General features: G+C 31.2%; 23 protein-coding genes and 1 riboswitch. Of the genes, 1 reads left to right on the top strand and 22 read right to left on the bottom strand.

The genetic code is table 11. The features are described 5' to 3' along the window. Positions 1 to 151: 151 nt before the first annotated feature. Entirely contained in the window at positions 152 to 982 is an 831-nt protein-coding gene (locus ACY191_RS08740; RefSeq protein WP_042738595.1) for a lipoate--protein ligase family protein, read from the bottom strand. A 168-nt stretch (positions 983 to 1,150) separates the two neighbouring features. Between ACY191_RS08740 and ACY191_RS08735 the strand changes: the two genes are divergently transcribed. Continuing rightward, positions 1,151 to 1,537: a rhodanese-like domain-containing protein gene (locus ACY191_RS08735; protein WP_042738594.1), complete on the top strand. Its 387-nt coding sequence runs from the start codon at positions 1,151 to 1,153 to the stop codon at positions 1,535 to 1,537. A gap of 373 nt (positions 1,538 to 1,910) precedes the next feature. Here ACY191_RS08735 and gcvPB read toward each other — a convergent pair whose 3' ends face one another. The 21 genes from gcvPB to ACY191_RS08630 all read right to left on the bottom strand — a co-directional run bounded on the left by gcvPB (position 1,911) and on the right by ACY191_RS08630 (position 19,865). Continuing rightward, the gene (gene gcvPB / locus ACY191_RS08730; RefSeq protein ID WP_107527751.1) at positions 1,911 to 3,389 is read right to left on the bottom strand and encodes an aminomethyl-transferring glycine dehydrogenase subunit GcvPB; all 1,479 of its coding nucleotides are present in this window, start codon (positions 3,387 to 3,389) and stop codon (positions 1,911 to 1,913) included. Then, on the bottom strand, positions 3,376 to 4,728 hold the full coding sequence (gene gcvPA, locus ACY191_RS08725; RefSeq protein ID WP_042738592.1) for an aminomethyl-transferring glycine dehydrogenase subunit GcvPA: 1,353 nt from the start codon (positions 4,726 to 4,728) through the stop codon (positions 3,376 to 3,378). Before gcvPA ends, gcvPB begins: the two co-directional genes overlap by 14 nt. 15 nt (positions 4,729 to 4,743) lie before the next feature. After that, complete coding sequence (gene gcvT / locus ACY191_RS08720; protein WP_229367238.1) at positions 4,744 to 5,835, bottom strand: glycine cleavage system aminomethyltransferase GcvT; 1,092 nt, start codon at positions 5,833 to 5,835, stop codon at positions 4,744 to 4,746. A 75-nt stretch (positions 5,836 to 5,910) separates the two neighbouring features. Continuing rightward, a riboswitch (glycine riboswitch) is annotated at positions 5,911 to 6,008 on the bottom strand. Next, a complete protein-coding gene (locus ACY191_RS08715) occupies positions 6,005 to 6,478 on the bottom strand; it encodes a shikimate kinase (RefSeq protein WP_042739026.1) in 474 nt (157 codons plus the stop codon). It overlaps the preceding riboswitch by 4 nt. A gap of 206 nt (positions 6,479 to 6,684) precedes the next feature. Further along, positions 6,685 to 7,125 carry a competence type IV pilus minor pilin ComGF gene (locus tag ACY191_RS08710; RefSeq protein ID WP_042738589.1) on the bottom strand — a complete coding sequence of 147 codons (441 nt, stop codon included), beginning with the start codon at positions 7,123 to 7,125 and terminating at the stop codon, positions 6,685 to 6,687. Between the two features lie 257 nt (positions 7,126 to 7,382). Continuing rightward, positions 7,383 to 7,829 carry a competence type IV pilus minor pilin ComGD gene (comGD, locus tag ACY191_RS08705; protein WP_042738588.1) on the bottom strand — a complete coding sequence of 149 codons (447 nt, stop codon included), beginning with the start codon at positions 7,827 to 7,829 and terminating at the stop codon, positions 7,383 to 7,385. Beyond that, positions 7,807 to 8,124 (bottom strand): competence type IV pilus major pilin ComGC, encoded by a 318-nt coding sequence (gene comGC, locus ACY191_RS08700; RefSeq protein ID WP_042738587.1) that lies wholly within the window; start codon positions 8,122 to 8,124, stop codon positions 7,807 to 7,809. The genes comGD and comGC overlap by 23 nt, the downstream gene beginning before the upstream one ends. A 19-nt stretch (positions 8,125 to 8,143) precedes the next feature. Further along, positions 8,144 to 9,211 (bottom strand): competence type IV pilus assembly protein ComGB, encoded by a 1,068-nt coding sequence (comGB, locus tag ACY191_RS08695; protein ID WP_229367239.1) that lies wholly within the window; start codon positions 9,209 to 9,211, stop codon positions 8,144 to 8,146. Continuing rightward, positions 9,183 to 10,157 (bottom strand): competence type IV pilus ATPase ComGA, encoded by a 975-nt coding sequence (comGA, locus tag ACY191_RS08690; RefSeq protein ID WP_463270002.1) that lies wholly within the window; start codon positions 10,155 to 10,157, stop codon positions 9,183 to 9,185. The genes comGB and comGA overlap by 29 nt, the downstream gene beginning before the upstream one ends. Positions 10,158 to 10,224: 67 nt before the next feature. Further along, positions 10,225 to 10,848, bottom strand: coding sequence for an MBL fold metallo-hydrolase (locus ACY191_RS08685; RefSeq protein WP_107527939.1), 624 nt, complete (start codon positions 10,846 to 10,848; stop codon positions 10,225 to 10,227). Position 10,849: 1 nt separating this feature from the next. Further along, positions 10,850 to 11,173 carry an MTH1187 family thiamine-binding protein gene (locus ACY191_RS08680; RefSeq protein WP_042738585.1) on the bottom strand — a complete coding sequence of 108 codons (324 nt, stop codon included), beginning with the start codon at positions 11,171 to 11,173 and terminating at the stop codon, positions 10,850 to 10,852. Continuing rightward, positions 11,173 to 12,159, bottom strand: a complete 987-nt coding sequence (locus ACY191_RS08675; protein ID WP_042738584.1) for a glucokinase — start codon at positions 12,157 to 12,159, stop codon at positions 11,173 to 11,175. Before ACY191_RS08675 ends, ACY191_RS08680 begins: the two co-directional genes overlap by 1 nt. Positions 12,160 to 12,163: 4 nt before the next feature. After that, positions 12,164 to 12,361: a YqgQ family protein gene (locus ACY191_RS08670; RefSeq protein ID WP_042739023.1), complete on the bottom strand. Its 198-nt coding sequence runs from the start codon at positions 12,359 to 12,361 to the stop codon at positions 12,164 to 12,166. Further along, a complete protein-coding gene (locus tag ACY191_RS08665) occupies positions 12,351 to 13,805 on the bottom strand; it encodes a rhomboid family intramembrane serine protease (protein ID WP_229367242.1) in 1,455 nt (484 codons plus the stop codon). The genes ACY191_RS08670 and ACY191_RS08665 overlap by 11 nt, the downstream gene beginning before the upstream one ends. A gap of 11 nt (positions 13,806 to 13,816) precedes the next feature. Beyond that, a complete protein-coding gene (locus tag ACY191_RS08660; RefSeq protein WP_042738582.1) occupies positions 13,817 to 14,359 on the bottom strand; it encodes a 5-formyltetrahydrofolate cyclo-ligase in 543 nt (180 codons plus the stop codon). Positions 14,360 to 14,505: 146 nt separating this feature from the next. Next, positions 14,506 to 14,655 (bottom strand): 50S ribosomal protein L33, encoded by a 150-nt coding sequence (rpmG, locus tag ACY191_RS08655; RefSeq protein ID WP_042738581.1) that lies wholly within the window; start codon positions 14,653 to 14,655, stop codon positions 14,506 to 14,508. A gap of 128 nt (positions 14,656 to 14,783) precedes the next feature. Next, the gene (locus tag ACY191_RS08650) at positions 14,784 to 16,835 is read right to left on the bottom strand and encodes a peptidoglycan D,D-transpeptidase FtsI family protein (protein ID WP_042738580.1); all 2,052 of its coding nucleotides are present in this window, start codon (positions 16,833 to 16,835) and stop codon (positions 14,784 to 14,786) included. Positions 16,836 to 16,957: 122 nt separating this feature from the next. After that, positions 16,958 to 17,557: a superoxide dismutase gene (locus tag ACY191_RS08645; protein ID WP_042738579.1), complete on the bottom strand. Its 600-nt coding sequence runs from the start codon at positions 17,555 to 17,557 to the stop codon at positions 16,958 to 16,960. A 274-nt stretch (positions 17,558 to 17,831) separates the two neighbouring features. After that, entirely contained in the window at positions 17,832 to 18,245 is a 414-nt protein-coding gene (locus ACY191_RS08640; RefSeq protein WP_229367243.1) for a Fur family transcriptional regulator, read from the bottom strand. Further along, complete coding sequence (locus tag ACY191_RS08635) at positions 18,235 to 19,095, bottom strand: metal ABC transporter permease (RefSeq protein WP_042738577.1); 861 nt, start codon at positions 19,093 to 19,095, stop codon at positions 18,235 to 18,237. Before ACY191_RS08635 ends, ACY191_RS08640 begins: the two co-directional genes overlap by 11 nt. Next, entirely contained in the window at positions 19,092 to 19,865 is a 774-nt protein-coding gene (locus ACY191_RS08630; RefSeq protein WP_042738576.1) for a metal ABC transporter ATP-binding protein, read from the bottom strand. Before ACY191_RS08630 ends, ACY191_RS08635 begins: the two co-directional genes overlap by 4 nt. Between the last annotated feature and the right edge of the window lie 13 nt (positions 19,866 to 19,878).

The raw sequence follows: 19,878 nt of genomic DNA, 5'->3' as shown, positions 1-19,878 counted from the left end.
ATAGAATATAACAATAGACAATACTTACTGAGAAATAGGATAATCATTTATTGTTGTTCTAAACGAATTAAATTCTACAAATAGAATCAGGGCCAATCTACAAAAGTAGATTAGCCCTATTTTCATAAGCAGTTTGTATTAACTACTTTTATTATTTTCGATAATTCCAATCGTCTGATTTATATTTTTCTATTAATTCATTCACTTCTGCTTGTTGAGCTTCAGTTAGTGTTAAAGGTTTGAAATCAACATTTAAACCTTTTTTAAATCCTTTTTCAAAGGCTACTTCCATTTCTGCTATAGTGATTTTCTTATCAGAAATATCATTTAGAGCAACAGCTTTATCTAGAAAAGCTTTCTTCATTTTTTCTTTTAAACGCTCGTTTTTAAATATAAACATATCAAACAAGTCATCCACATCAACATCTTGAAGCAATGAACCGTGTTGGAGAATAACCCCTTTTTGTCTAACTTGTGCGCTTCCAGCAATTTTCCGTCCTTCTACTACAAGTTCATACCAACTCGGTGCATCAAAGCAAACTGCACTTCTAGGTTGCTTTAATTTATCTCGCTCTTCTTTTGAACGAGGGATAGCAAAATAAGCATCTAAACCTAATTCTTTATACCCTTGTAATAAACCTTCAGAAATAACTCGGTAAGCTTCAGTTATTGTTGAAGGCATTTCAGGATGCGATTCAGGAACTATTACACTATAAGTTAACTCTTTATCATGTAATACACCTCTACCACCAGTTTGACGGCGAACCATGCCGTAACCTTTTTCTTTTACTTTGTCTATGTCTATTTCTTTAGTTAATCGTTGAAAATAACCCACCGATAACGTTGCAGGATTCCAAGTATAAAAACGAATTACTGGATCAATTTCTCCTCTTGAAACAAAATTAAGTAACGCCTCATCTAAAGCCATATTATAAAATGGATCATTACTTCCCGTATTGATAAAATTCCATGTTTCAGTCACTCTAAAAAACTCCTATCAAAAATTGTTATTATTATACATGTATGGTATCGTTTTCAATGATTTTATAAGTATGTTTGCAACACCTTCTAAAACTTAGTAAAAATATTTTGATAAATTGTGCTAACAGTCTTATAATATATAATATCGGTTAATTAGGGAGGATGCAAGATGAGTAGTTTTTGGTTTATAGCGTTAGCAGTTTTAATTATTATAATAGCATATATGCTAATTAATTATCTTCTTAATAAAAGAGCAGTCACAGAATTAAACCAAAATGAATTCCATAAAGGTTTACGCAAAGCTCAAGTTATTGATGTAAGGGAAAAAGTAGATTATGATTATGGCCATATCAACGGAGCGAGAAACATACCAATTACTATGTTTAAACAGAGATATCAAGGTTTAAGAGTAGATCAACCAATTTATCTTTGTGATGCAAATGGTATTTCGAGTTACCGTGCCGCTAGAACTTTAAAGAAAAATGGTTATAAAGACATTTATATGCTAAAAGGCGGTTACAAAAAATGGACTGGAAAAATCAAATCTAAGAAATAATCAAATAGCTAACAAATAACAGTGTTGCTTTATAAACTGTCGACGAAATCATTGGTTTTGTCGACAGTTTTTTATTTATATATTTTTATCACTGTAAAATTTTTCAAACCTTTTATTTTACCTCATATGTTTATATACTTGTGTTGCCAGACGTTGCAAATAGACGGTGCGCTATAAAAATATAAGATTAACTAAAGAAACATAATTTATCTAATTTTACACAGGACAACCAAAAAGACTAATCCATCAGCTAAACTATGCACCATCAAGTTGACATTGGTCAGATGTATACTTGATGAGAACAAGTCACTGTGATGAATTAGTCCTCATATTTAATAATAAATTTTTGACTTAATATTTAATTAGGCTGTATTTATTCTTTCTCAGCTCGTAATCCTTCGAACTTTAAAATTGGTTGTCGTGCTGCCTTTGTTTCATCTAATCGATCTATAATTGTTGTATGTGGTGCTTCTAATACTTTGTCTGGATCTTCTTTTGCTTCTGTAGCAATTTTAATCATCGTATCACAGAAATAATCTAACGTTTCTTTAGATTCTGTTTCAGTAGGTTCAATCATCATACCTTCATCTACGTTAAGTGGGAAATAAATAGTAGGAGGATGCACACCAAAGTCTAACAGTCTTTTAGCCATATCTAAGGTACGTACACCAAATTCTTTTTGTTTTGAACCACTTAACACAAATTCATGTTTACAATATTGTGGATATGGAATTTCAAAATGCTCTTTTAATCTAGCTTTAATATAGTTGGCATTTAATACTGCTGCTTCTGATACCTCTTCTAAGCCTTTATTACCCATAGATCGAATGTACGTATAAGCACGTAAATAAATACCAAAGTTTCCGTAAAATGGTTTTACTCTACCAATTGAATGTTCAATATCATTATCATATTTATATACGCCATTTTCCTTAACCACCATAGGCTTTGGTAAAAAGTTTGCCAATTCTTTTTTTACACCAACAGGGCCAGATCCTGGACCGCCACCACCGTGTGGACCAGTAAAGGTTTTGTGTAAATTTAAGTGTACTGCATCAAAGCCCATATCACCTGGACGTACTTTATCCATTATGGCATTTAAATTTGCACCATCATAATATAATAAGCCGCCTGCTTCGTGTACAATATTTCTAATTTCCATAATATTTTTTTCAAATATACCTAACGTGTTAGGGTTAGTCAGCATAATCGCTGCAGTATTTTCATTTACAACTCGCTTCAAGTCCTCAATATCAACTTCGCCACGTTCATTTGATTTAACCGTTACCGATTTAAAACCTGCGAATGCAGCAGATGCAGGATTTGTACCATGTGCAGAATCAGGAACAATTACTTCATCACGATGAGATTCTCCATTTTTTTGATGATATGCTTTAAATATCATCAATGCTGTCCACTCACCATGTGCGCCTGCAGCAGGTTGTAAAGTAACTTCATCCATTCCAGTAATTTCTTTAAGCTCTTCTTGTAAACTATGAATTATTTCCAAAGAACCTTGAATTTGTGACTCATCTTGTAATGGATGAGATTCAGCGAAACCAGGAATTCTAGCAATCTTTTCATTAATTTTAGGATTATATTTCATTGTACATGATCCTAGTGGATAGAAACCTGAATCTACACCAAAATTTTTATTAGAAAGCTCAGTATAATGTCTTACCAAATCAAGCTCAGAAACTTCAGGTAACTCGGCTTTATTCTTACGAATGAATTTATCATCTAATAATTGATTGACTGCATCCGTATTTATTTCTTTTTTAGGTAATGAATACGCATAACGTCCCTTTTTAGAACGTTCAAAAATTAATGGACTTGATTTACTTACTACCATTTATTTCACCTGCTTTCTCAACAAATAAATCGATTTCTGCTTTAGTTCTAAGCTCTGTAACTGCAACTAACATTACATTGCTTAATGTTTTTGATACTTCGCTCATATCAAACCCACCAATAATACCTTCTTGCACTAATGCATCATTAATATCTTTAACTGGTTTATCAAAGGTCACAGTAAATTCATTAAATGAAGTGTCTTCAGATACTTCAAAACCAGCTTGTTTAAATTGTTCTTTGGCATAGTTGGCATTTTCAAAATTTTGCACTGCTATATCATATATACCTTGCTTTCCTAATGCTGACATACTTATAGATGATGCTAACGCATTAAGCGCTTGGTTTGAACAAATATTTGAAGTCGCTTTATCACGTCGAATATGTTGCTCTCGTGCTTGTAACGTTAACACAAATCCGCGATTACCATTGGCATCTTCGGTTTGACCTACTAATCTTCCAGGAACTTTACGCATTAACTTTTTAGTTGTAGCAAAGAAACCACAATGAGGTCCACCAAATTGTGCAGGGATTCCGAATGGCTGTGTATCACCTACTACGATATCGGCACCGAATGTACCTGGAGGTGTCAGTAATCCTAATGCTAATGGATTCGCATACACTATAAATAAAGCTTTTTTATCACTAATAAATGATTTAATTTGCTCTAAATCCTCGATTGAACCATAAAAATTAGGATATTGTACTGCAACGGCAGCTGTATCATCATCAATTGCTTGTTCTAATTTAGTTAAGTCGGTAATCGTACCATCTAAATCAACTTCTATTATTTCGAATGATTCACGCGTTTTTACATAAGTTTTTAACACTTGTAACGCTTGATAATGCATCCCTTTAGATACAACAATTTTATTCTTTTTTGTTTGGTTGAAAGCAAGAATACATGCTTCAGCAAAACTTGTTATTCCATCATACATAGATGAATTAGCAATATCCATATCTGTCAATTCACAGATAAGTGTTTGAAATTCAAAAATAGCTTGTAATTCGCCTTGAGAAATTTCTGGTTGATAAGGCGTATACGCAGTATAAAATTCTGATCTTGATATCATCGCATCAACTACAGATGGTGCATAATGATCGTATACACCTGCGCCAAGGAATGATGTATGTGTTTCTTTGGTAATATTTTTCTTAGCAATTCGATTCAAACGCTTTGACAGTATCGTTTCATCTTCACCGTCAGCAATATCTAATTCTCTATTTAATAAAATATCTTCTGGAACATCTCCAAATAATTCTTTAATTGAGCTTGCTCCAATCGTTTTTAGCATTTCATTTTTGTCTTGTTCAGTTAAAGGAATATATCGATGACTCACGTTAACACCTCTTTATTATTTTGTTATATGATTCTTTTTCACAATTTTAGCTTTCACTTTGCGTTTTCGTACTTGAATTTGTATTTCTTTACCCATTTCAAATTGCTCTCTTTTAATTAAGCCTAAGCCTATAGACTTACCTGATGAAGGTGATTGCGTTCCAGAAGTGACTTCCCCAATTTCATTATCGTCTAAATCAAAAATGACATAACCTGTTCTTGGAATTCCTTTATCAATCATTTCCAAACCAATTGCACGACGTTCAGAACCATTTTCTTTTTGAGCTTTCAATACTGATTTACCAATAAAGTCAGCCTCTATTAACGGTTTTGCAGCAAATGCGATTCCAGCTTCATAAGGTGAAATAGTCTCACTTAAATCCTGTCCATGTAACGGTAATCCAGCTTCCAGTCTTAATGTATCACGAGCTCCTAAACCACATGGAACAACATCTAAACCGATAAGTTTATCCCATAAATATTTGGCATCTTCTGCTTTACAATATATTTCGAAACCATCTTCACCTGTATATCCTGATTGAGAAAGAATGACTGATTTTTCGAAAAATTCTACATTTTGTTTAAATTCAAATGGCTTCATCTCAGAAATGTCGACATTTGTATTAGCTTGAACTATTTCACGTGCTTTAGGCCCTTGAACAGCCAACTGACTATATTCACTTGAAACATTTTCTACAGAAACATCAAATTCTGTTGCTTGAGCATTAATCCAGTCAAAATCTTTATCAGTATTACCTGCATTTACGACTAATAAATAAGTTTGATCTGCAAGTTGATAAATAATAAGATCATCAATAATTCCACCATTTTCATTGCACAACGCTGTGTACAAAGCTTTAGATGAAGTTAACGTATCCATATCATTAGAAAGTAGGTATTGTACAAATTGCTTTGAATCGGAACCTTTTATTAAAATTTCTCCCATGTGACTTACATCAAATAAACCTACTGAATGCCTTACTGCATTATGTTCTTCTTTGATACTTGAGAATTGTACAGGCATAGCCCATCCGCCAAATTCTACAATTTTTGCACCACTATCTACAAAAGTCTGATATAACGGTGTCTGCTTTAATTCGTTTGACATGAAGAAACCCCCTAATTTTATATTAAAAAAACAGGATAGACATTAAGTCTACCCTGTTAAAACACTCCAGGAATGCGTCACAATATTATCCTTTTGCCTGAGAGTTTCGTTAAACTTGCACCTTCGGCGATGAATTGTATATTTCACAATTCATTCTCTCTAATACTGATCATTCGCATAAAACCATTTCTTGAATTATATGATATAACTCTCGAAGTGGCTGATTACTATTCAATTTGGTGAATGCGATTTCATTATATCTTGAAACCCTTGAGGAATACAAGCTTTTTAATTCAAAAAAACTTTTATTATTTGCATTAGGCCGATTACTATCATTTTTGATTCTTTCATAAACAATATTTAAGTCGCAATCTAGCCAAATTACATTATGTCTTGATTTCAATAAATTAAATGCATCAGGTCCTTCGACTATACCCCCACCAGTTGAAATTACATCATATTGTTCTATACATTGTTGTAAATAAAGAAACTCCAAATTCCTAAAACCTGTTTCTCCTATTTTATCAAAAATTTCTGGGATAGAACGTTGCTCTTGGCTTACAATATACTCATCTAAGTCAATATAATTCAAGCCATCGTTTGAAGCGATATACTCTCCTAATGTAGTTTTACCTGTACCCATAAATCCAATAAAGATAAGTGGTGCTTTTTTATTTGTTTTCAATTGTATCGCCCTTTTTGTCAAAACTATTTAATTGTCTATCATAATAGCTTTCTATATTATATAACGTTTTCAGCTGAATGATAAACCGCGCTGAATACGCGCTAATTAGAGTTAAATATAGCACAAAAATCCACATTACAAAAGGATACAAATAACCATTTAATCTAAAAATAAATTTGTCTTTCAATCAATTCCCCCTTAATATAAAGTTTAAGTTTTAACTTGATAAAATCGTTGTTAACTTTTTGAAAATATACACTGCGAATATTGTTTATCATCGTTATATTACCAGAATGGTTAACGGTCTTAATTAATTTGTTATTTCTAAAACGATACGTAATAATCTGATTTCCTTGCTTTAAAGTCAAAGTATTTCCTACATCATTTATTGAAACATATTTTGCATTATGTACGACTTGATCATCTGTAAGATCCTTCGCTAGATAAATTAATTCCGCATCATCAAAATCAGCAATTTTATTAAATGTTGAAACGGATTTAATTAAAATAGGTATCAGTGCACATATGATACTAATAACAAGTAATACAAAGAGTAACTCAAGATATGTAAAACTATTTATTTTTTTGAGATATACAGATTTCATCATGACTCTCCTTGTCAATAATGCAATATTTACCATTTAGGCCTGTGATTTGATATCGATAAATATTAAATGTACTGTTTCCATTCGTTTTGGGATTCTTTACTAAAGTTGACATAAGGATGCGCTTCATTTCGATTCGATTTTGTTGGTGATTTAGTTGATGTAACATATGATTTAACATCGGGAAATAAAACAAACATAAGCTAGTGATTATTGATAATGAAAGAAGTGCATCAATTAAGAGTGATGAATGAAGATTATACTTTTTCATAACGAATTCTACCCTTTTCTAAATGAAATATAATTCTATAAACCGTTTCATTTAAATTGATAAATATACTTCCAAACTTATTGGTGTTTCCGTTTTTTTCAAAAGTAATTGTTTTGAGGTTGGTTCTATAATATATATAGCCATTTTGAGGTAATTGAAGTTTTCGTGTCTCATGATATTGCTCTAAAATAACAATATCTGTTGAGTTTGGTGTTATAAGAAGAGTTATGGGTTGATTATCTTTAATTGCTATGGATTTAATATAATTTAAGTTCATAATAAAATTTTTGATTTTGTTTTCGTCATTAATGCTATCTAATCGTTCCATTGGTATAAATTTAAATTGAATCATAATTAAAGTAGTTATAATACTTAGTACAAGTAGCATTTCTAACAATGTGAAAGCTCTGCTAGTTGGCAATAGCTTCACCATTATTTATAGTAATTGTTGCACCAGATTTACAATATTTTTGATTTTCTTTTAAATAACCTTTTTGAATTAAATCGTCAATAGAGTCTGGATTTTTATTATATTTTAATGCGAAAGCTTCAATTTGACTATCTACCATTTTTAATTGCGCTTCACATCCTGTTTCCTGTATGGATTTAGATTGTTTTGATATATTTGGAATGATTAATATAAGTAATAAACTTATGATTAATAAAACTAAAAGCATTTCAATTAAAGTGAAAGCATCTTTATAGTTAAATTTCGGTTGTTTATACATTGGTTATCGCTCTCCTAAACTATTTTATAGTTTGCATTAGTTCAAACATAGGTAACATAATTACCAAGTACAGTATGACAATCAATCCTGCTAGAATAATAAATATTATTGGCTGGATAAACTTAATAATTGTTTGTAATTGCTTTTCTATTTTCGAAATAATGATTTCACTGTATAGTTTTAATTCTATTTCTAATTTCCCCTCCTTTTCCCCAGCTTTTATAAACTTAATTAATCCAGGTTCGAAGCAGCCGGTCTCTTTTAAAACATCACTCAAATTTAACCCCTTTTGCAAACCTAAATTAATGATATTTGACAGGTAATTAAGGTACGGATCACTCTCTTGATTAGCATAAATTTCGACAATACTTTGTAAAGAAATACCATTTTTATAAAACAACGAAAACTCTGTAGCTAATCTATATGTTTTATACCTGATAAATAGTTTTCTCAGGATTGGTAGTTTCCTTATAAATTGTATTTTCTTCGCAACTGAACACGATCGATAATAACAAATAGACAATATTACAATCAGAGAAATTATTATTACAATTAACAATAAAATTAAAGGTAAATTAAAGATAATTGAAGTAAGTATGATTTGTAAGACAGAAAGTTCGACACCCATATTTAAATATAGTGATTTAAATTCTGGAATTATCGTGTAATTTAAAATCATAATCATGATAATAAAAAAACTTAAAAGTACTAATGGATATTGTACCGTCTTATAGAAATTTTGTTTGATTTTATAATTTCGTAATAGAAAATCTTCAACATTATTTAAATAGAGTGTTAAATCTCCAAAAATTTCCGAAAAATAAACAAGCATTATAATAGATTTGGGAAATTTTAAAATTGCAAAGATTTCGGAACAACCAAAACCTTTCTTTACCGAAGCATATAAATCTTGTTTTAAAGTGCTTGATTTTAATTCAACTTGCTCAAATAAGAATGTTAGTGATTCTGACAGAGTAAAACCATGCCTTAATAAAGTGTTTAACCTCTTAACAAAGTCAATACGTTGTTTATCATTCATTGATTTACACGTAACTTTGTTAACTATAGCGATCAAGTATTTCTTCACGAATCACACCTTCTTTGGACATCATTTGTAGTTTATAATGGAGACTTTCAAAATTTACAGGTAACTTTTGTTCATGATTGAAAAAATATTCAATATCTGCAGTAGACAAAGTTTCATATATTAGTAACCTATCTTGTTTATTTGTTGTAATAAGTCGTTGATTGACGATTGCTAATATAGACTGTTGTATTTCTTGAGCACTGCACCCCATTTCTAGCAACCTTAATAATGTACCCTTACAATTACTAGCATGAATTGTTGTAAGCACTAAATGACCACTAAGACTAGCTTGAAGTACATACTTTGCAATCGTCGCATCTCTTATTTCTCCAATTAGAATTATATCTGGATCACAACGTAAAATAGCTTTAAATGAAGAGGCATAGTTTATCCCTGCCTTTTCATTAATTGATACTTGTGTTATACCTTGAATTAAAGTTTCGACAGGATCTTCAATTGTAATTATATTTAAATTTAGATTATCTTTAGCATACTTTACTAATTGGTACATCAAGGTGCTTTTTCCTGATCCAGTAGGACCACTTAATAATATTAGACCTTGTTTCTTGTTCATTAACCTATATAAATCTAATAATTCACTTGATCGTTTAGGTTCACTAAAAAATTGTGGAATAATACAAATAACACAACTTTCATTTCCTAAAGATAGTGGGAGCGTAGAAATCCTCAAATAATATAATTGTTTAAATTTATATAGATATCTACCACTTTGAGCTGTATTATGATTTGCTACATCAAGACCAGCTTGATATTTCATGAAAGTCAGTAACTTTTGATATAACGTCTGATGTATCGTTTCAATAAATATAAATTGGTCATTAATTCTGAACTTCAATATCACCTCTTTGTCACTAGGAATAAAATGAATATCTGAAGCTTTTCTTGTTAGGGCTTTACCTAAAATATTATTAAATAATAATTGCAATTAAAAAGACACCTCCTACATATATACACGTAGAAGGTGTCTTTTTTACTTTATTTAATTTAATTTTTTAGCCGTGTAAAAACGGGTTTAATTGTTCATCTGCAACTGTAGTATATTCGCCATGTCCTGGGAATAATGGTAAGTCATCATCTAATTCAAAAATCTTATCTAAAATAGAGTCAACGAGTGTTTCGTAATCTCCTTTGTATAAGTCGGTACGTCCAATACCTTGATTAAATAAAGTATCACCTACGACTGCAAACTCATCGAAAACATATGTCAAACTACCAGGAGAATGACCAGGTGTATGCAATATATTAAATTTAAATTCATCAATATTGAATTCACCTTCCTCAAGTGACTTGGGTTGTGCATTGCTTGTTATTGAAGGTAAACCGTATTGTTTAAATGCTGCAGATCCATTTTTATTAACATCTGTTAGAAAATCAAATTCTGACTTATGCATGTATACAGGAACATCATATTTAGCAAGGACATCGTCTAATGCTGCTATATGATCAAAGTGTGCATGTGTTAATAAAATTGCTTTAACAGGTTTGTTAATTTGATTAAGTTTTTTAAAAATTAAATCACTGTCACCTGCTGGATCAACAATTAATGTATGTTGGTCACTTTCGATAAAATAACAATTTGTTGATACTTGACCTAAAGTCAAACTTGAAATTCTCATTTTATTTGCCTCCATCATTTAAATGCTTTTGAACAGCGGTTACCTTGTCACCCATTTTTCTAGATTTATCACGACGGTCATCAATTCTAATATTCGTACATACTCGGTCTAAGCCTTTGTTAAAAGGTAGTTCATGGATGACTTGTACAACTTCTAATAAATCCTTTAAATCTCCCTCTATTAAAGTATTCATTGGTGTTAATTGATAGTCAATTTTACCTGCTGCTTTATATTCTTTTAATTTAGATTGAATCTCAGCTATATATTTACTTACACTTGGACCTTCTGTTCCTACTGGGATTACTACAACATCAACAATAGCCATTATTTAACACCTTCCTTTTCAATAATATAAGTATAAATCAATCCAGCAGCGCCTGTGATGCCTGCATCATTTCCTAATTGTGCTTGAACAATTTCAGTACCTTCTTGAGCTGGAGAAAATGTTAAATTATGATATTCAGTCTTAATATTTTCAATCAATATCAAGCCGGCTGTAGACATACCGCCACCTAAAACAATATATTTAGGATTACTCGTAACACTTACAATACTGCATAAATAAGCAATATAATTCGCAACACGTTCAGTAATGAATATACAGAATTGGTCACCTGCTTTTGCAGCATCAAACACAGCTTTAGCTGTAACTTTATTGTCTTTAATCAATTGTAAGATTGAGGATTTGAAAGTGAGTTTAGGATAATAAAAGTTAACTAAATTAACAACACCAGTAGCAGATGCTACAGTTTCTATACAACCCGATTTGCCACAATTACACTTGAAACGTTGATCATGATCTACTCTAAAGTGACCAATTTCAGCACCTGAACCATTATGACCATGTACGATTTCACCATTTGAAATAATACCTCCACCTAATCCAGTTCCTAAAGTAATTGCCACAACATCGTCGGCGCCCTGGCCAGCCCCTTTATGTTTCTCACCAAGTGCAGCCACATTTGCATCATTATCTACATACACTGGACAATCAACAAATTGTTGGAAAATTTCTCTCACATTAACATCACCGTGCCAATAGAGATTAACTGCCCCATGTACAATTCCAGTTTCAAAATTAACAGGTCCTGGGACACCTATTCCTACACCTAACACATCTGAAAAATTGTATTCAGTTTTTGCAACTGCATCTACGAATGAATCATAAATGTTTTTCAACAATAAATATCCTGTAGTATCAGTTGTATCCGTATCAATTGACCATTTAGAAATACGATCTAAATTTTCGTCAAAAATACCTAGTTTACAAGTAGTTCCACCAATATCTGCTGCTAATATAATCTTCTTCATCTATTTATTCATTCCTTCTCTGATTTATAATTAATCTAGACTTCAAATATTCATCCTTAGATATTAATTTATATTGAAATAGAGAGTGAATTTCCTGCTCCATCATTTCATACATATCATTTTTATCTTTAAAGTAAATAATGAAGCCAAATTTTTTCAATAGCTGTTGTACATCATAAAAAGTTGATAAATTATGATTCATCATCTTGATCACTCAATTCTTTATGTAAGTTGACGTAATCATCATTTGATGGGTCAATTTTAAGCGCTTTTTTAATGTATTTCAATGCTTTTTCATTATCATCGAGTGATCTATTAGCAATGGCTAATTCATAATTTAAAATACCTGAGTTAGGGAAATAACTCAATCCTCTTTCCCATGTTGCCACACCCTCTGCTTTAGAATCAATTGTTGCAATAATGAGTCCCTTTAAATAATATGTTTCATCGTCGGCATATTTCTTTTCGATTGTTTGTTGAACCATTTCTTTTGCCTCTTTATAATTATTATCTTTCATTTCATTTTTGATAATTGTGTTATAAATATTATCTTCTTTTATAGTAAATATTCTGATTTGTGCAGCTATAAATAAAATTAATATTATAATTAATAATATCCAGAAACGGGTTCTATTTTCCTTGAAATAATAACCTATTAATGTGATTAATACGCCCCCAACAAAACCTCCAATATGTGCAACAATATTGACGTTATGCATAAATAGTGACAAGCCAATTAAAATAACTAGGACTATCAGAAGTTGTCCTATTACCTTACGATCGAATCGTTGGCTAATATACATAAATGCGAAAATTGCACCAATTAAACCGAAAATTGCACCACTGGCACCTACGGACACAGTATCTGTATTAAAGGATAAAGAAGCAAAGTTACCAAACAAACCTGATATGATATAAATAGCAAGCATGCGCCAATGACCGACGATTGACTCAACAATTTTCCCAAATATAAATAAGCTCAACATGTTCATTAATATATGTTCAAAATTAAAATGTAAAAATATCGAGGTAATCAACCTATACCATTCACCATGTACCACATTAAAGTGTACTAATCCACCAACATCAAGTAATTTAAAATCTGAAAATCGATTTAATATTAAAAACATCAATAACCAAATAATGACATTAATCGCTATTAATGCGTATGTGACAGGTGAAAATTTAACCATGTGCTTTTCGACTGGATTGGTATTTAAAGCTCTATTTTTATAAAATGTTTTAGTTTGTTTATTCTGTCTATTAAAAACTGTTTTTATTGCTATATTTGGCAATAATTTATCAATTTCTTTATTATCTCTGATGATTTTAACTCTAAATTTTGTATCTTCATATTCATCTAGATTTTCATCGGTAAAGGTTTTTTCTGTAAAAATATATAATTCATATTTATTTGGTGTAAAGCCTAAAAATGAAGTAATATCTGCTTTATGATCTTGGATTCTACTTTTATCGAATCGTACTTCTTGAGCAGAATTCGCTCCATATTTATAAACGACAATTGATGACTTTTTCTCATTGACTAACCAAATTTCGCTATCATCAGTATTTTGATGTATCACTTGATAGTCGAGATATTTCACCCAAGTATATATACATTTCCAAAAATACTTTTCAGTAATCATTTTTGCCTCCGTTATTTAGTTGTAGCAATTATTAATTTCTCAACTGGTTGGTCATGGTTTTCAGGTTCAAAGTTACTCAGTTGAAAATCATATATTAAACTTATAGTCTGTTGCTTATTGCGACTTAAAAATTTATCGAAATAACCGCCGCCATAACCGATTCGGTACCCCATCTGATTGAATACTACGCCTGGAACGATAAGTAAATCTAAATTATCAGTAATTTCAGTGTCATCTTTGACATGATTTATCCCTTTATCATCTGGACCAATATTATCTAGATTTAATAGCGCCTTAAAATGCATTGTTTTATTTATATAATCTGTTTCGGGTACGAATACGTGTTTATTATCTCTTAACATATCTGTAATTATATTATATGTATCAACTTCATGTTCCATAGATAAAACAATACCAACTCGTTTGGCCTGTTTATATTCCTCAGTATCATATAAACGTTTGGCTAATTCTTTATCAATTGATGGTTTGTTTTCATTAGTTTTGAAATCATTCATTGTACTTAATTTGCTATGGCGTAATATTTTCTTACTCACTAGAACACCTTCCCCTAATACATACTGTTAATATTATAACGTTAATGAATTATAATGTCATTAAAGTGAATTATTAAAAAGAATAAAATTCATATTTTACAAAAAAATACCAGATTCTAAAGATAGAATCTGGTCTAAAATAATTATTATTTTGTTTCACGGTGCAATGTATGTTTGTTATCACGAGCACAGTGTTTTTTCATTTCAATACGTTCAGGATTAGTACGTTTATTTTTTTTAGTAATGTAGTTTCTTTCTCCACATTCTGTGCAAGCAAGTGTTACGTTTACGCGCATGCTAATTCCTCCTTACCTTTTCAAAATACGACCTATTTATCATACCATTTAGTTATAAAATTGAAAAGTATTATTTTTTATTAAAGACGATTATAACAGTGTCTAAGATATATTTTATCGTAATAAATTTAATCTTTATCCTTATTCTTGAAGTAATAGTTTATAACATCTCTACCTAAATCACCACCGTTTAACCAAGGCTCTGGTACAGGTTGATTTGTATAGACGATAGAAAATGCAAGTTTAGGGTTATTAGCTGGTGCATATCCAATATATGTTGAATTTACTCTAGGTTTGCCGTCTTGGAATACTTCAGCAGTACCTGTTTTACCAGCTGATGGTACGTCAGTATTTTTGAAACTTTGATAACCAGTACCCTCTTGCTTGTTAAATGCCATATAAAAACCATCTTTTACTTCGTCAAGTTCATTCTGGCTATTATTCACTTTATTTAACACAGTACCTTTTATTTTAGATTTAACTGGACCTAATGAATCTTTGTTTGTTGCCTTTCTAACTTCTAAACCAATATGCGGTTGTATACGATAGCCATTATTACCAATTGTAGAAACGTATTGTGATAACTGTAATGGTGTGTACGTATCATATTGTCCAATTGCTAAATCAAGATAGTTACCAGGATTATTTGTTAAAGGCTCGGTTTGACCACTTGTCTCATTTGGCAAATCAATTCCGGTTTTAACTCCTAGTCCAACCTGATTAAGACCTTTACGTAATTTTTGTCCTGCAGTTGTTATATCTGAAGGTAGTGTCATATTAGGTGTATAAGGGGCACCAGCCATCTTCAATGCTGTTTTAAACATGTATACGTTAGATGAATGCATCAGTGCTTCTTTATCATTAATCGTTACCTTACCATCTTGGTTGAAGTAAGAATGTTTAGATAGACCGCCAGCAAATTTTAATGGTTCATCGACCATTTCTTCACCAACATTGATTGCATTATTCTGATAACCTGCTAATAATGTTCCACCTTTAACGGATGAACCAACAGCATATTGTGATGTAAATGTTCCTATGTCATAATCTGTCAAATCACCATTTTTATCAATTTGCTTACCTGCCATAGCTAAGATATCACCATTATTAGGATTTTGAACAACCATTAGTGCATTGTCCATATCTTTGGCACCTTCACTACGTAATTTTTGGATTTGTTCCTCCAAATACTTTTCAGTTTTACGTTGCAAATCAATATCGATACTTAATACTAAATCGTCACCACGTGACCCAGGATTAACCACTTTAGAATCAATGACATCTCCTGACTTATCAGTAGTGTACTTCATTTCTTTCTTTTTGCCTCTTAAAATATCATCATATTGATATTCTAGATATGATTTTCCGACGCGATCATTACGAGAGTAACCTTTAGCTAAATATTTTTCGGTTAATTCTTTAGGAATCCCTTCTTCAGTTGTAGAAACATCTCCAAACACACCTCTTAACGTGTTTTTATATGGATATGTACGATCCCAATCAGTCGTAGTATTCACACCAGGTAAATCAGATAATTTTTGTGAAACTGCTGCGTATTCTTTGTTTGATACATCATCATTTTTAATTGTTTGTGGATCAAGTGCAGACCCTGACATCATTTGACGATAAATTGCTAATACTTGTAAATCCTTTTTAGATAATGAATCCATTTGTTTTTTTCCTATTTTTTTATACAAAGTTTCATCATAATCATCTTGAGAAATACTACCATCATCAAGCATTTGCTGTTCGTTCTTCATTAAATCCTTAGCTTTGTTCGGATGGATTTGTATCCAATAGTCTTGCTTATCGCGGTCGGTAATCTTATCCGTATCCATCTTGATTAAGTCGGATAAAGACTTAGCAGTTTTTAACACCTCAGCTTGTGTAGTCTTTCTGCCACGCGTATATGTAATAGCTTTTTTCGACGCATTATCTACTAGTACTTTACCGTTTCTGTCTAATATGCGTCCTCTGGGTACAGCCTCATTAATAGTTAAATTTTCACTATTTTTAATGAGTTGCTTATAATGAGAACCTTGTGCTATTTGCAAGTAACCCAACCTTAATACGATTATTGCGAAGATGAATACAATAACTCCAAATATAAAGCCAATTCTTTTGTTCATGACATTCATGATCTTTTCATCGTTCGATTTTTCTTTTAATCTTTTTAACACAATAACATACCTCTATTCAAAAGTTCTCATAATAAATGATATATGAAATTTAAGATTATTTCTATTATTTTACTAAAAAAAATGACGACCTTTATAAAGGCCGTCATTAGCGCATACATAAATTATTTTGCAGCGTTATATAACTCGTCAACTTTTTCCCAGTTAACAACATTCCAGAAAGCACTGATATAATCTGGACGTTTGTTTTGATATTTAAGGTAATATGCATGTTCCCATACATCTAGACCTAAGATAGGTGTTTTACCTTCAGTAATAGGGTTGTCTTGGTTAGGTGTAGTAACGATTTCTAAGTTACCGTTATTTACAACTAGCCATGCCCAACCTGAACCAAAGCGTGCTGCAGCTTTATCTGCAAATTCTTCTTTAAATGCATCTAAAGAACCCCATTGTTCTTTAATTTTATCAACTACAGTACCTTTTTCTTCAGAGTTAGGAGTTAATAATTCCCAGAATAATGAGTGGTTTAAGTGTCCACCACCATTATTTCTAACAGCTGTTTGAATATTTTCTGGTACACTGTCTAAGTTTGCAACAATTTCTTCGATTGATTTAGATTCTAAATCAGTACCTTCAACTGCAGCATTTAATTTAGTTACATAAGTGTTGTGGTGTTTACCATGGTGGATTTCCATAGTTTCTTTGTCAATATTAGGTTCCAACGCGTCGAAACCATAAGGTAAATTTGGTAATTCAAAAGCCATAAATAATCATCCTCCTAATTAATCTTTAAATAAAGCATAACAACTTATACAAATGACAACAATTAATTTGCTTTTAAAAGTAAAATATAAATGTCATAGCATGATGTTTGTCATCTTTAGTTACAATATAAGTATATCTCAAAATGAGAATATTTAAACATCATAAACCAACTATTTTCAAAATTCAAACTAATTCATACTAATGACCTATGTTTTATTGTTCATTTGATTGTATATCTAAGAAATAAATGTCAAATTACACCAATTATAATTATTACGCTTGCTTACAAGCTTCACAAATTCCATACACTTCCAATTTATGTGTATGAATTTCTACGTTTGGTAAGAATGATTTAACTTCATCTATTGGACAAAAATTTATTACTTTAGTGTCCCCACATACTTCACAAATAAAATGATGGTGATGATGATTTGTACAGGCAATTCTAAATTTCATTTCTCCGTCTAATTCTGTGTTTTCAACGATGCCTAATTCTTTAAATAAATGCAGGTTTCTATACACTGTATCAAAAGAAATACCTGGATATGTGTAATCCATTTTTTGTTGAATATGCTTAGCATTTATATATTTATCTTCTTTGACAAAAATATCTAACATTTTTCTTCTTTTATCTGTATATTTATGTCCATTCTTTTTTAAAATACTAATTGCGTCATCAGTTTTCATTTTCAACAGATCCTTTCATAGAATTTATTCTTAATTTTTGAATAAGCATTGTTAAAGCAAGCATTAATACAAGTAAGACAACAATGACTCCACCCGGCGAGATATTAATATAAAATGCAAGTATTAACCCACCTACAACTGATAATTCACCAATGATAATACTTAGTATAATTAATTGTTTAAATCCTTTTGTGATGCGTATAGAGATAGCTACAGGTAATGTTATTAATGCACTAACTAATAATATACCTACGACACGCATCGATGCAGAGATAACCATTGCTACAATGACAATAAACATCAACTGTATCCATTTTGGAATCCCTATCACTTTACTATATTCTTCATCGAAAACGAGTATAAACATTTCCTTATAAAAAGAGATGATGAACACTAGTACAATGACTACAATTGCAACAATTGTAAGTACATCGCTTTTCGTAACGGCACTTATAGAACCAAATAATAGTCCAACGACCTCTTGATTAAACCCGTCTGCTAAAGATATAAAAATCGCACTTAAGGCAATACCAGTACTCATAATAATAGGAATAGCAATTTCTTGATAATTACTATAAGACGTACGTAGTTTTTCGATTAGTATAGCGCCAATAACAGCAAATAATATACCAAACCAAATTGGATTTATAAACGTTAACACCGGAGCGATTGTAATGATAAACATACCAAAGGATATACCACCTAAAGTCACATGACTCAATGCGTCTGCAATAAGTGATAAACGCTTCACAACAATGAATGCACCGATTAATGGTGCAATAAACCCTATTAGCAATCCGCTTAATAGTGAATAGCGCATAAAATCGAAGTTTAATAACGCTTCTATCATGATGAACAACACTCCCTATTATGTTGGTGATCTACGAATTGTATAGGATGACCATAAATTTTTGAAATTTCTACCTCATCTAAAGATTTAAACTCTTCAGTTGAACCATGGAAGTGAAGGTGTTTGTTTAAACAAGCAACCTCAGTTGCGGTATCAGCAACAACACCAATATCATGTGTTACCAAGATAATTGTAACGCCTTCTTGCTTTAATCGTTGTAATGTTTCATAAAATTCACTTACATGTTTAGCATCGATACCATTTGTTGGTTCGTCTAATATTAGTACTGATGGCTCACTGATTAATGCACGAGCAATTAATACACGCTGTTGTTGTCCACCAGATAATTCAGCAATATTTTTATCAATTAAGTTTGATATATTCAAACGCTGTAATACAGTTGCAACCTTTTTTTCATCTTCTTTGTTAAAGCGCTGAAATAATTTTTTTCTTTTGGTTAATCCGCTTAGGACCACCTCTTTAACACTTGCTGGAAAGCCAGACTTAAATGCTTGTGCTTTCTGCGATACATAACTAATTTTTAACATAGATTGTTTACCATTATAATCTATACCATCAACATAAATTTTACCTTTTTGAATAGGTAAAAGGCCTAGGATAATCTTTAATAAAGTTGACTTTCCTGCACCATTTGGACCTACAATGGCTAAAAATTCACCGCGATTTATTTTTATATTAATGTTTTCTAATACATGTTTATTGTCAAAATAGTAATCAATATTATTCAATTCAAATACAGGAGTAGACATGTTTTCACCTCGC

It is taken from the genome of Staphylococcus sp. TCBT05, from assembly GCF_055179755.1.
Note: the sequence above shows the minus strand (reverse complement) of the source record. Positions and strands in the feature narration are given on the sequence as shown.

Bases quoted from the DNA above. Each gene is read 5' to 3' on its own strand.
- ACY191_RS08735 (WP_042738594.1), top strand. From the start codon at position 1,151: ATGAGTAGTTTTTGGTTTATAGCGTTAGCAGTTTTAATTATTATAATA.
- gcvPB (WP_107527751.1), bottom strand. From the start codon at position 3,389: ATGGTAGTAAGTAAATCAAGTCCATTAATTTTTGAACGTTCTAAAAAG.
- gcvT (WP_229367238.1), bottom strand. From the start codon at position 5,835: ATGTCAAACGAATTAAAGCAGACACCGTTATATCAGACTTTTGTAGAT.
- ACY191_RS08715 (WP_042739026.1), bottom strand. From the start codon at position 6,478: ATGGGTACAGGTAAAACTACATTAGGAGAGTATATCGCTTCAAACGAT.
- ACY191_RS08710 (WP_042738589.1), bottom strand. From the start codon at position 7,125: ATGAAATCTGTATATCTCAAAAAAATAAATAGTTTTACATATCTTGAG.
- comGD (WP_042738588.1), bottom strand. From the start codon at position 7,829: ATGGTGAAGCTATTGCCAACTAGCAGAGCTTTCACATTGTTAGAAATG.
- comGC (WP_042738587.1), bottom strand. From the start codon at position 8,124: ATGTATAAACAACCGAAATTTAACTATAAAGATGCTTTCACTTTAATT.
- ACY191_RS08685 (WP_107527939.1), bottom strand. From the start codon at position 10,848: ATGAGAATTTCAAGTTTGACTTTAGGTCAAGTATCAACAAATTGTTAT.
- ACY191_RS08680 (WP_042738585.1), bottom strand. From the start codon at position 11,173: ATGGCTATTGTTGATGTTGTAGTAATCCCAGTAGGAACAGAAGGTCCA.
- ACY191_RS08675 (WP_042738584.1), bottom strand. From the start codon at position 12,159: ATGAAGAAGATTATATTAGCAGCAGATATTGGTGGAACTACTTGTAAA.
- ACY191_RS08670 (WP_042739023.1), bottom strand. From the start codon at position 12,361: ATGAATCATAATTTATCAACTTTTTATGATGTACAACAGCTATTGAAA.
- ACY191_RS08665 (WP_229367242.1), bottom strand. From the start codon at position 13,805: ATGATTACTGAAAAGTATTTTTGGAAATGTATATATACTTGGGTGAAA.
- rpmG (WP_042738581.1), bottom strand. From the start codon at position 14,655: ATGCGCGTAAACGTAACACTTGCTTGCACAGAATGTGGAGAAAGAAAC.
- ACY191_RS08645 (WP_042738579.1), bottom strand. From the start codon at position 17,557: ATGGCTTTTGAATTACCAAATTTACCTTATGGTTTCGACGCGTTGGAA.
- ACY191_RS08640 (WP_229367243.1), bottom strand. From the start codon at position 18,245: ATGAAAACTGATGACGCAATTAGTATTTTAAAAAAGAATGGACATAAA.
- ACY191_RS08635 (WP_042738577.1), bottom strand. From the start codon at position 19,095: ATGATAGAAGCGTTATTAAACTTCGATTTTATGCGCTATTCACTATTA.
- ACY191_RS08630 (WP_042738576.1), bottom strand. From the start codon at position 19,865: ATGTCTACTCCTGTATTTGAATTGAATAATATTGATTACTATTTTGAC.